Annotated in this window: 10 protein-coding genes; 2 read left to right on the top strand and 8 right to left on the bottom strand. The window is 41.8% G+C overall.

Features of this window, described 5'->3' with window-relative positions:
• Positions 1-30 precede the first annotated feature (30 nt).
• A complete protein-coding gene (locus CGC50_RS10100; RefSeq protein WP_095910729.1) occupies positions 31-1,383 on the bottom strand; it encodes a phage integrase SAM-like domain-containing protein in 1,353 nt (450 codons plus the stop codon).
• Between the two features lie 465 nt (positions 1,384-1,848).
• Complete coding sequence (locus CGC50_RS10095; RefSeq protein WP_095910728.1) at positions 1,849-3,393, bottom strand: hypothetical protein; 1,545 nt, start codon at positions 3,391-3,393, stop codon at positions 1,849-1,851.
• 81 nt (positions 3,394-3,474) lie between these two features.
• Between CGC50_RS10095 and dinB the strand changes: the two genes are divergently transcribed.
• Together dinB and CGC50_RS10085 are read left to right on the top strand one after the other, a co-directional pair.
• Positions 3,475-4,578: a DNA polymerase IV gene (dinB, locus tag CGC50_RS10090; protein ID WP_095910727.1), complete on the top strand. Its 1,104-nt coding sequence runs from the start codon at positions 3,475-3,477 to the stop codon at positions 4,576-4,578.
• A gap of 69 nt (positions 4,579-4,647) precedes the next feature.
• Positions 4,648-6,201, top strand: coding sequence for a glycine--tRNA ligase (locus tag CGC50_RS10085; RefSeq protein WP_095910726.1), 1,554 nt, complete (start codon positions 4,648-4,650; stop codon positions 6,199-6,201).
• Here the strand turns inward: CGC50_RS10085 and CGC50_RS10080 are convergent.
• From CGC50_RS10080 to CGC50_RS10055, 6 genes are all read right to left on the bottom strand, one after another.
• Positions 6,176-7,915 carry a 1-deoxy-D-xylulose-5-phosphate synthase gene (locus CGC50_RS10080; protein WP_095910725.1) on the bottom strand — a complete coding sequence of 580 codons (1,740 nt, stop codon included), beginning with the start codon at positions 7,913-7,915 and terminating at the stop codon, positions 6,176-6,178. The genes CGC50_RS10085 and CGC50_RS10080 overlap by 26 nt on opposite strands.
• Positions 7,916-7,922: 7 nt before the next feature.
• Positions 7,923-8,330, bottom strand: coding sequence for a Holliday junction resolvase RuvX (ruvX, locus tag CGC50_RS10075; protein ID WP_095910724.1), 408 nt, complete (start codon positions 8,328-8,330; stop codon positions 7,923-7,925).
• Between the two features lie 44 nt (positions 8,331-8,374).
• A complete protein-coding gene (locus tag CGC50_RS10070) occupies positions 8,375-8,992 on the bottom strand; it encodes a 4'-phosphopantetheinyl transferase family protein (RefSeq protein ID WP_095910723.1) in 618 nt (205 codons plus the stop codon).
• Positions 8,993-10,102 carry a 2-amino-4-hydroxy-6-hydroxymethyldihydropteridine diphosphokinase gene (gene folK / locus CGC50_RS10065; protein WP_095910722.1) on the bottom strand — a complete coding sequence of 370 codons (1,110 nt, stop codon included), beginning with the start codon at positions 10,100-10,102 and terminating at the stop codon, positions 8,993-8,995.
• Positions 10,103-10,208: 106 nt separating this feature from the next.
• A complete protein-coding gene (locus CGC50_RS10060) occupies positions 10,209-11,531 on the bottom strand; it encodes a DUF58 domain-containing protein (RefSeq protein ID WP_095910721.1) in 1,323 nt (440 codons plus the stop codon).
• Positions 11,528-12,514, bottom strand: coding sequence for an AAA family ATPase (locus CGC50_RS10055; protein WP_002667019.1), 987 nt, complete (start codon positions 12,512-12,514; stop codon positions 11,528-11,530). Before CGC50_RS10055 ends, CGC50_RS10060 begins: the two co-directional genes overlap by 4 nt.
• Between the last annotated feature and the right edge of the window lie 2 nt (positions 12,515-12,516).

Below are 12,516 nucleotides of genomic sequence, written 5' to 3'. Positions count from 1 at the left end.
TAGTCTGATTCTATTTTAAATGTTATTTTTTCAATAATTTACAAGCATAGGTTTATTCGCTTGCTCCAATTCCTGTAGTTTATTTGCTGTTTGTGTTAGATAATCCATTTCTGTTTTACCTATATAAGAAAGAAATGTACTTTCTTTTGTGTGTCCTGTCATTTTCATAATGAAGACGGTTTCTAATTTACCATATAAATTTGTAGCAAATGACCGTCTACACGTATGAGTACCTACTAATTGCCATTTTTCAAACACCCCCTTAACTGTACGTTTTACACCTTTACAAGGATACTCTCCTTTATTATTAGGCTCTATGATATTACCTTTATCATCTACCATACAAACCTTTGAATGTTCAATTGGCTCTGTAATTCCTGCTATTTTACAAACCTCTTTTATGTATTTGTCTAACTTCTGTACAGATATTTTATAAGGTAGTCCTTTTGCCCTTATTTCATTTATTTCTTCCAAAGCTCCTACAATAGGTATATGTACTTTTTTTCCTGTCTTTTGTTGTTCTATTTGTATATACTCTCTTGTGTCTATATGCTTTATGAAATTTCTTTCTGTAATATTTAACAAGTCACCCCCTCTTTGTCCTGTTAAACATCCTAAGAGCAGCCATTTACGAGCGTTATCCAAACTCTTATTCTCTATCTCACAAGTGCGAATTTTTTGCAAATCAAAAAGATTAAGATATACAGGAGTCTCCTTATCAGGTGTTCCTTTAGCTATCTTTGCTAACTGAGGGTGAGTTTCTATACCCAATGTTTGTGCTTCATTGCATACTGCTTTGAGGTTATCTATAATTTTAAGAGCATAACTATCTTTATACCCTTTCTCTTTCATTAGCCAACTCAGAAATTCTTTCTCAAAGAAGATGTCTATATCTTTTGCTTTGTAGTGTTTTCGTTTCTTATTCTCATAGGCTTTGAAAATATTTTTCAAAGTATGGTATGCTTTCACACGACTAACAGAAAGTCCTAATTTACCCTTTCCATTTCTTCTTGCAGGAGCACTTTTTATGATATAATCTATCAGGTCTTGTATTAAATCACTTTGCCTTGTTTCTGTATCTGTTATTCGTTTAAAATGTAAATCTATTTTTGTCTGTAACCAATCAGAATCAATAACCTCTCCTTTCTCATCTACAGAGTTTAAGCTATTCTCTATAAATGTTCGTAACTTGTTTAATTGAACACTGAGGTTCTTATTGTCTGGAGTTGTCTGTTTAGGTTCTTTCTTTTTACTACTCCATTGGTTAGGATTAATGCTTAATCCTGTCTTTTTCACAAAGTCTTTTCCTCTTCCTGTACTCAAGCGCATATAAATAGAAGTAGGATTACTTTCCCCTTTTATCAAAAATGTAATTGCTGGCATAATCATTAATTTCAAAATAACGTTGCAAAGGTATGAATAAAAATATTCTTTCCCAACATTTTCCCAACATTTTTTATATTATATGCCATCTTATACATCTTAATTACACTTTCAGAAAACCTATATTTTACATACAATTAATTGATTTATAGATAATTATTTTTGATTTACAAGAAGATATATTTTTAATAAGAATAATAGTTTACAGTCCCGCTCCGAGTACAACCTTGACTTGTAACCTCTTGTTTTTCAAGAGGTTTTTTTCTTTTTAATACCTGATTTAGCCAAAATTTAAAAGCTATTTTCAAAAAAGTCATTTTTACGAACAACTAATAATTAAATTACAAAATCACTACTTAATCAAAATCTCCGTAAATACCAATCAAAAAATAGAGCAAATATCGATAATAAAAGAACAAGAGGCTTTCCAAACGAGATTTAGAAAGTCTCTGGTTTTTAGCAATACTACTTTTTCTTATTCAGTAGCTTCAACAAACTTTTTTCAGTGAAGGATTCAGGATTATAGAGCAACTTTTCTAATTTTTCCTTTCCTGTATGATACTGATAAACAGCGTTTTTATCTTTGAAGAAATAGTTATATTCTATCACAATAGGTATTTGCCCTTGTCCTCCATCACAGGGTGAAATGACATCTACGGTAGAGCCGACAAAGCTCATGGTCTCAAAATCACAACTATTGTCTATTATCTTCTCTTCAATCAGTAGTTGGTCCTTGGTCGCAAAACACAGCTTTAAGTCCTTTATCTCAGAGGTAGCGGGAAACTGCCCTATAACAGTATAGTTGCCACTGTTGTCCCTTTGGTAACGAATAATCTTATGATCCCAAACCACAAAAGGCACCAATGAATGCTGATAGGAATAAGGCGCCCAATAATTTTTGTTTTGCATTATTGCTTTAGTTAGTGGATCCATAGCAATAACACTCAATCTCTCAGGATCATAGTACATGCGGTAGTAGTCTATGCCATCATAATAATACCCTTTATCTTCTATATATTTCAGGTGGGCTATATCCTTCACTGCCGACATATCTACTGCTTTTTGCTTCCATGCTATTCTCTTATAATTGGTAAAATACTCATCAGCTCCTCTTCTTACCAGATTCATCTGTGGCAAATATACAAAATTCTCATGTGGGTAGAAATAAACTTTTTGACCATTTATTGAAGTTATCCCCTGCCACCAATAAAACCATATTCTTCCATCGTGAAAATCCAAGAGCTCTTCCCATAGTCCATAGCTGCCAAAAGTAGCCTCTGTAAATTTGTTTTTCCCTATATTCAGCATTTCAAAACTCTTAGAATGATCTTTTAGATTAAAGGCATCGTCTGTTGTATAGAAAGTGTCTTCATCATAGAGAAAATTAACATCTCTCCTCTCCTTGAATTGTACTGTTTGGGGATCCAAGCCCTCTATCTTTTGTAGGTACTTATCTACACTGTTATGTAACTCCTCCTTATAGAGAAATACCCCTGTATTCCCTTTTACTAAGAACCACTTGTTCCTAAAACCGGAAATCACAGTTACCTCGTTAGGCAGTCCTTCTACAAGCTCCTTTTTGAACTTATTTTGCTTGTCATACGGATCAAATGTCACTCTATACCACTGTCCCCCTATACGAAAAGTACGCTGTCCAAAATGTGCTACACCCTTAGCCGAAAAAGCCCTTATAGGCATTTTCTCTTTTTCATCCAAAGCGTAATTATTGATAAAGTAATACCAATCCTTATCAGCAATTACCATATAATGCATTTGGTCATCCATGGTTACAAAGCGTGCCTTTTCCCCTACATTGGGGAGCAATTTCTTACCATAACTCACCAGACTGATACCATTAGGATCTCGAACGATGGTTACCCAATAAGCCTTCCCCCCTTCATTTATTATCTCATAGGTTGTAGGTGTATGGTAATGATAACATTCGCTTGCTTGTAAAAAGGAAATATTCATAAAGAATAAGATGAGTAGTATTTTTATTCCTACATTCATAAAATACTATTTTAAAGAGGTAACAACAAGAAATGTGCCAAGATAAAATATAACTGTAAAAAAATCACTACCTTTGTCCCTGTGGAACGCAAGATTATTCATATCGACATGGATGCTTTCTTTGCCTCGGTGGAGCAGCATGACAACCCTTCACTTAGGGGACTTCCTATTGCTGTAGGTGGAGGTGAGGCACGCGGGGTGGTTGCAGCAGCGAGCTATGAAGCGCGTAGGTATGGGGTGCGCAGTGCTATGGCTGGGGCTATGGCACGGCAGCTATGCACGCAACTTATCTTTGTCAAGCCCCGTTTCGATCGCTATCGGGAGGTCTCTATGCAGATTCGGGCTATCTTTCATGAATATACCGACCTAGTGGAGCCGCTTTCCTTGGACGAGGCTTATCTTGATGTAACCACCAACAAGAAAGACCTCCCCTCGGCTACACTCATAGCCCAACAAATTCGTGCTAAGATCTTTGAACAAACGGGGCTTACCGCCTCGGCAGGTATTTCGGTGAATAAGTTTATCGCCAAGATAGCCAGCGACTACAACAAGCCTAATGGCCAAAAGACCGTTCCCCCACAGGAGATTTTGGACTTCTTAGCTCCCTTAGATATTAAGAAATTCTATGGTATAGGAAAAGTAACCGCACAGAAAATGTACCAGAAGGGAATCTTCACAGGGGCTGACCTGCGGGCTAAGAGTCTTGAGGAGTTACAAGCCTATTTTGGCAACAATGGGGAATATTTCTACCAGATAGCCCGAGGCATCCACCTAAGTCCTGTACAGCCTTTCCGTGTGAGAAAATCGATAGGAGTAGAACATACTTTTGAGACCAATATCACTAGTGAGCTTTTCTTAGAAGAACCTATCAAACAACTCTGTGAGGAAGTAGCTCAGCGACTAAAAGAAAAGAAGCTATTGGCTAAAACCGTTACACTCAAGCTCAAGTACAGCGATTTCAAACAGCAAACTCGCAGTCGTTCTATCCCTGAGTTCATAGGAAATAGTACCGATATCTATGCAGTGGTAGAAGAACTGCTTTACCAAGAAAAACTTTATGAATCTGTTCGTCTGGTAGGAGTGTCTCTAAGCCACTTCAACTACCCTACCCTAGAGAGCAAAAAACCGCAGTGGATACAACTTCAGTTTGAGTTTCCCCTATGGGAGGAATACCCCAAGCGATAATTTATTTTTCAAAAAATATAGAACTAAAGATATTTTTTACTATTTTTGCACTTGCTTAAAATCAGAACTATGGCAAATCAAGAAGACATTTTCAAGAAAGTAATCTCCCACGCCAAGGAATATGGTTATATTTTTCCTTCAAGTGAGATCTATGACGGACTCAGTGCCGTGTACGATTACGCTCAGAATGGTGTGGAACTAAAGAAGAACCTCCGCGAATACTGGTGGAAGGCAATGGTACAGCTCCATGAGAACATCGTAGGGATAGATGCTGCTATCTTCATGCACCCTACCACCTGGAAAGCTTCCGGACATGTGGATGCCTTCAATGACCCCCTTATAGACAATAAAGACTCCAAGAAGCGCTACCGTGCCGATACTCTGGTAGAGGACTATGTAGCCAAAATAGAGGACAAGATAGAGAAAGAGGTTGCCAAAGCCCAAAAACGCTTTGGAGAAGCCTTTGACAAGGAACAATTCCTTTCGACTAACCCTAAGGTGATCGAATACAAGGAAAGAGCAGAAGCCATACTACACCGCTTGGGTAAATCCCTTGAGCGAGAAGACTTGGCTGATGTGAAAGCCCTTATCGAGGAATTAGAAATCGTCTGCCCTATCTCTGGTACCAAAAACTGGACAGAGGTAAAGCAGTTCAACCTCATGTTCGGCACCAAGCTCGGCGCTACCTCGGAGGGAGCTATGGACTTATACCTACGCCCAGAGACCGCACAAGGGATTTTTGTAAACTTCTCCAATGTACAGAAGACAGGGCGTATGAAAATTCCTTTTGGGATTGCTCAAACAGGAAAAGCCTTCCGCAACGAGATTGTAGCGCGCCAGTTTATCTTCCGCATGCGCGAATTCGAACAAATGGAAATGCAATTCTTCATCAAGCCTGGTACTCAACAGGAGTGGTATGATCACTGGAAAAAGACTCGCTTGGCATGGCACCTGTCCTTAGGCTTAGGTGCTGAGAACTACCGCTTCCATGACCATGAGAAATTAGCCCACTATGCGGATGCAGCTTGTGATATAGAGTTCCGCTTCCCCTTCGGATTCAAGGAATTAGAAGGTATCCACTCCCGTACCGATTTTGACCTAAGTAACCATGAGAAATATTCAGGAAAGAAGCTACAATACTTTGATCCAGATGAAAATAGAAGCTATGTTCCCTATGTATTGGAAACATCTGTAGGGCTTGACCGCTTGTTCCTCGCTATCTTCTCTCACAGCCTACAAGAAGAAGCCCTTGAAGGAGGAGAAACACGTACTGTATTACGCTTACCTTTCGTACTTGCCCCTACGAAAGTAGCAGTATTGCCTTTGGTGAAAAAAGATGGCCTACCTGAGATCGCTTTAGATATCTTCAATGATTTACGATTTGACTTTAACGTAGCCTATGATGAGAAAGATGCTGTAGGTCGCCGCTATCGCAGACAGGATGCCGTGGGTACTCCTTTCTGTATCACTGTAGATCATCAGACCAAAGAGGACAATACTGTCACCATACGTCATCGTGATACTATGGAACAACAACGTGTGCCTATCTCAGCCCTTAGAGAACTTATCCTCAAGGAAGTAGATATGAACCAATGGCTTAGAAAGCTCCGTTTAGAAAATTAGTAAGAGACGCAAATTCTCGTTGCAGGGCAACTGTTCCCTGTTCTATAAAGACATCGGCTATAGCAACGATTTTTATCGGAAGGCTATAGCCTTTTTCTTTAGCAAAGACTACAATACTTTCACCAAAACCGCCTGCTTTGCATCCTTCCTCTACTGTAATAACCGCCTCGTATTGGCTTAGAATATGGTGTAAAAGCGCCTCATCCAACGGCTTTATCCAACGCATATCGTAGTGTGCAAAAGCCTCTGCCTGAGGATGCTGGCTTATCTCTTGGGCTACCTCGTCGGCTATAGTACCTACCGAGAGTACCGCATAGCGCGCCCCTTCTCGAAGCAGTACCCCCTTCTTCTCTACTTTCTCAAAAGGCAATTGCCAGAGTGTGAGCTGTCCGTAACCACGAGGATAACGTATCGCCAAAGCCTTGTCCTGCTCGGGAAGTTGCGCTGTATAGAGCATATTGCGCAGTTCTATCTCATTGCGTGGGGCTACAATTTCTATATTAGGAATACAGCGCAAGTAAGCAATATCGAACACTCCCTGATGAGTCGCTCCATCCTCCCCTACAAGACCTGCCCTATCAATACAGAAAATCACCTTAAGCTCCTGCAGAGCCACATCATGAATGAGTTGGTCATACCCTCTTTGCAAGAAAGTCGAGTAAATCACCAAAAAAGGCAGCAAGCCCTGAGTAGCCAGTCCGGCAGCAAAGGTCACTGCATGTTCTTCGGCTATACCTACATCAAAAGTGCGAGCGGGGAATTGCTGTTGCATATAGTGAAGAGAACTACCTGTGATCATGGCTGGAGTAATACCCACAATAGTCTTATTCTCAGCAGCCAACTCACAGAGAGTATGTCCAAAAACATCCTGAAACTTAGTTTGTTGTAGCTTCTTAGGCAGGAGCATTCCTGTAGCAGGGTCGAACTTGCCTGGGGCATGAAAGAGCGTTTGTTTCTCTTCTGCCCTTTGGTAGCCTTTCCCCTTGGTAGTACGGATATGAACAAGCTGTACCCCAAAGAAATCCCTTGCTTCCCTCAGCATAGGGATCAACTCCTCAAGGGAATGTCCGTCATAACTGCCGAGATACTCTATTTGTAGGTCGGTGAAGAAGGTTCCTAAGTCCGTACCCTGAGCTAAGCGCTCCAAGTAATAACGGAAAGCTCCTGTAGATGGGTCTATGCCTATCTGATTATCATTGAGCACTATGAGTACATTGACCTTGCTATCCCCCATCTGGCTGAGTGCTTCAAAGGCCATACCATTGACAAAGGAAGCATCTCCGATGACAGCTACATGCTTGCGCAGGAAATTCTCCTGAAGCACCGCGGCGGTAGCCATGCCCAAAACTGCTGAGAGAGAGGTGCCTGCATGCCCTGTCCCAAAGGGATCATATTCGCTCTCCTTACGCTTAGGAAAGCCCGATAGTCCGCCCCATTGGCGGTTGGTGGCAAAGCGTTCGCGCCTGCCTGTAAGGAGCTTATGTGGATAGGCTTGGTGTCCTACATCAAATACCAATATATCCTCAGGAGTGTTGAACACATAGTGCAGAGCAATAGTCAGCTCTACCACGCCCAAGCCTGCTCCCAGGTGGCCTTCCTTAGCCGCTACTTCATTGATAATAAAATGGCGCAACTCCCCCGCAAGCTGCTTAAGCTCTGCGAGAGAGAAATTGCGAATGTCGGCCGGAGAATATATTTGTTCTAATAAAGTCATTTTTCTATTATAGGGAACTCAAATAATCCTGTAGGATAAGGGTCGCGCTGATCCTATCCAAGAGCGCTTTGTCCTGTCTTTTTTTCTTTTTAGTACCACTCTCCACCAGAATATGAGAAGCTATCTTGGAGGTAAAGCGTTCGTCATAGCGGGAAACGGGTATCTGAGGGAGTTTTTCTTGGAGTTTTTCGATAAAAGGCGCAATGGCCTGTTCGCTCTCAGAAAGTTCTCCAGAGACCTGCTTTGGCAGCCCTACAATGATACGCTCCACGGATTCTTCTTGGCAGTACTTTTGCAAGAAATCCAGCAACTGGGGTGTCTCAACGGTCGCCAGTGCCGAGGCTATGAGTTTGAGTTCATCGGTTACCGCGATACCACAACGCTTGGTACCATAATCTATAGCAAGAATACGCATTTGAGTTTTGAGTTTTTAATTTTGAGTTTTGAGTTGTTTTCTTTTCATTCTTCACTTACCACCGTCCAAATGTATCCCTCCCAAAAGAAGCTCCGTGTATTGTACGCTTTATCCCCTTCAGGGTGAGTGATGAGGGCTTGTTGGCGCGGAGCAAGAGGCTCAAAATGGGCTACTTGCAAGTCCTCATAGAAGCGAACTGAGGGCAGGTCGGTGACCTTGTATAGGGCTTCCTTGATCGTCCATAGCTGTGTATAGGCCTGTATCTGGGTAAGCTCGTCCATATCGGGGGGGGCTTGCCAAGGGGTAAAGCGGGGTGCAAGACGAAGGATACGGGGGGTACAGCGCTCTATGTCTATCCCTATGGGGTGCGGGCTTAGAGCTATCATTACAAAATCGTGGCTATGAGAGATAGAGATATATTGCCCCTCGAGCTGCGGCTTACCCTCCGTATAGTAAAGAGCTGTGGTAGGCAGTTGCGCCTCTCGCAAGAGGTGGCGAATGGCTAAAAACTCCCGTTGTTTCTTCTCGCTATGGAGCGTCGTGAGCCGCTCTTCCTCTCCTTGAGAGAGGGTGAGACCTACCCTAAGCTGTGCTACCGTCTCGGTAAGTTGCCATGTATAAACATAAGTATCGGTTATATGGAGTTGCTGGAAAAAAGGCATCTATTTCGTAATTAGGGCGGTGATAAACTGGTAATCGTCTTCATTATTTACAAAATCCATATAGGATACGTCTATAAAAAGAGTATTCAGTGAGGTATTGCGCTGCAAAAAAGAAAGATAACTCTGCTCAATACGTTCCAAATAGGCCTTGGAGATAGGAGTTTCAAAACTTCTGCCTCTCTTCTGTATATTTTTCAGTAGAGAATCGGTATTCTGGTGTAGGTAAATATACAAATCAGGCTTTATCATTCGCTCAAAAAGCAAATAAAACAACTCTTCATAGAGATTATATTCCTTGGGAGGCAGTGTCTCCATCGCAAAGATAAGTGACTTAGAGAAAGCATAATCGGCTACCCAGAGTGTATGTTTGTTCAGAGAAAGAGTCTGCTGGAGTTGTTTGTAACGATCCTTGAGAAAACTTAGTTCTGTAGCCAAAGCATAGCGCTGTGAATCTTTGTAAAAATCCTCCAAGAAAGGGTTGGAGGCAAACTCCTCTAAAAGAAGTTGTCCCGAGAAATCTTCTGCCAAGCGGGTTGTCAAGGAAGTTTTCCCTGCTCCTATATTGCCCTCTACTGTAATATAATGGTAGGGAATATTTGCCTTGTTCACGGGTAGGGAAAAGTCCTGCGCTACCACTGTAAGAGTAGCAGTATCTGGGCAAGCTTGTAATAGTTGAGTTATTGTTTGTCGCGCATTAGGGTCTACAAAATCAGGAGCGATATCAGCCAAGGGCTGTAAGACAAATCGTCTTAGAGCAAGATGAGGGTGTGGTACACAAAGGGTATCGGTATGTAGAAGGGTATCACCATAATAGAGTATATCAATATCCAAGGTGCGTGCCTTATATCCTTGCTCAGGGGAGGAGCTGCGAACACGTCCCAAACGAGCTTCTATAGCATGAAGCTTAGGCAAAAGCGCTTCCAAAGGAAGAGTCGTATGTAGCTGGGCACAGATATTGTAAAAAGGAGTAGAGCTAAACCCCCAAGCAGGAGACTCATACAAAGGTGATATGCTCACCACCTCCCCTACCTCTCGATGAAGTAAGAAAAGAGCATGCTTAAGATATTGAGCTCGGTTGCCAAGATTACTACCTAAAGAAAGGAAAAGCACTTTTTTAATGATTAATGGTTAATGTTTTAATGATTAATGGTCAATGATTAGACTGTTCTCTGTTCTCTGCTCTCTGTTCTCTGTTCACTGTTCACTGTTCACTGCCTTAAATCATTCCCCTTGCTTTGAGTTCCAAGTATTTGTTGATACTCTGGAGGGTGAGTTCTTGGGGGCGGGTGAGTATACATTGGATACCATGGCGGGTGAGTTCTTGTACAATAAGGCGTTTTTCAAAAGAGAATTTCTCAGCGATGACCTTATCATATACCTCTTGGATATGCTCAGAAGGCTTGTGTAGCATCTGTTCCAATTCTGTATTCTGAAAAAATATCACCACCAAAAGATGCTTTTTGGCAATGGCCTTTAGGAAAGGTAACTGACGATAGAGGCTATTAGGTGTCTCAAAATTGGTATAGAGCATAAGCAAGCTGCGTTGCTTAATAGTATTATTGATATCTGAATAGAGCCTACTAAAATCTGTTTCTTTGAAATCAGTCTCTATGCGGTAGAGTGTCTCCATGATCCGCTCCATCTGAGAGACCTTGCGATCGGCTACTACCCTATCCTCTACCTTCTTGGAGAAAGTAAAAATACCTGCCTTATCTTGTTTTTTGATAATGATATTGGTCAGTGCCAAGGAAGTATTGATCGCATAATCCAAGAGGGAAAGCCCCTCAAAGGGCATATACATACTTCGTCCCTTATCAATCAATGTATATACATGCTGAGACTTCTCATCTTGGTACTGGTTGACCATGAGCTGTCCTCGCTTGGAAGAAGCTTTCCAGTTGATTGTACGTATATCATCTCCTTGTACATAGTCACGTATATGCTCAAACTCCATGGTGTGTCCTATCTTGCGAATCTTTTTGATACCATAGTCAAAAAGGCGCTGGGAGAAAGCGATAAGCTCAAACTTCTTCATCTGGATGAAAGAAGGATAAGTGGCCACCATAGCATTCTCACAAGAAATGTAACGCTTCATGAAAAGGCGCATAGGTGTATATACAAAAGCATTAAGCTTTCCAAAATTATATTCTCCGCGTTCAGTAGGGCGCAGGTAGTACTGCATGCACTTCTCTTGCCCTGCTTTGAAGAAAAAAGTATATTCGAAATTGCGCTTTTGGAACTGAAAAGGGATCTCATCAATAAGCTGAATATATACCGGAAAGGAATAGAGATTCTTAATGTATACCTCTATTAGGTTTTCATCGCTATTGGAAAGGCGCTCAGGGAGTTGCCGCTGGGCAGTGACCCCCTTTCGTGTGGTGAATACCAACAGAAAATCAATCAGACACAGCGAGGCAAAGCCAAAGAGAGCCAATTGTACCAAGGGGAAGAGCATCCTAAAGAAAAACGAAAGGACAAAAAGCCCGACCAGGCACAGCAGCCCTATGAAAAAGCCCGTATGTAAGTATATTCTTCTCATCGAGGTATGGCTACACTTTCTATGATTTGTTGTATAATCTGCTCAGAATGGACTCCTTCCATTTCCTTCTCTGGAGCGAGTATCACCCTATGTCCCAGTACTGGGTAAGCCGCCTGCTTGATATCCTCAGGGGTTACGAAATCACGACCTGCAAGAGCAGCAAAGCCTTTGGAGGCATTGAGCATTGCCAAGGAAGCACGTGGAGATGCTCCCAAATAAAGGAAACTATTCTCACGGGTATTCTGGGTAATCTTAGCAATATACTCTATCAGCTGAGGTTCTATAAGTATATTTTTGACCAAGGCTTGGTAGTGTACCAGACTTTCCGCTGAGAGCACTTTCTCTACTACGGCTGTTTTGTCTTTAGCTTTAGCCTCATGTTCACGGGTAATAATCTGTATTTCATCCTCCAGAGTAGGATAATCTATGACTATCTTGAAGAGGAAACGGTCGAGCTGTGCTTCAGGGAGACGGTAGGTACCTTCCTGTTCCACAGGGTTTTGAGTAGCTATGACCAAGAAAGGTGGTTGCATAGAAAAGCGCAAACCATCAATGGTGATTTGTCTCTCTTCCATAACCTCAAAAAGAGCTGCTTGGGTCTTGGCTGGAGCACGGTTGATCTCGTCGATAAGGATTAGGTTCGAGAAGATAGGTCCCTTCTTGAACTCAAATTCTGATTTCTTAAGGTCAAAGACGGAAGTCCCCAGCACATCCGAAGGCATAAGGTCTGGGGTAAACTGTATACGGCTAAAACCAATATCCAACGCCTTGGAAAGGAGCTTTACTGTAATGGTTTTGGCAATCCCTGGCACCCCTTCCAGAAGGACATGCCCGTTGCTCAGTAGGGCTACCAGCAGGTAGTCTATCATTCTCTCTTGTCCCACGATTACCTTTTTCAGCTGGGAACGTACCTGGTTTAATTGACTTTGCAGCTGCCCAAGGTCTAAGCGGGAAGCAAATTCTAATTTATTATTCTCGTCCATAG

The sequence above is a fragment of the Capnocytophaga gingivalis genome, from assembly GCF_002302415.1.
GTDB classification, from domain to species: Bacteria; Bacteroidota; Bacteroidia; order Flavobacteriales; family Flavobacteriaceae; genus Capnocytophaga; species Capnocytophaga gingivalis.
This window is presented reverse-complemented; position numbering and strand designations above follow the sequence as displayed.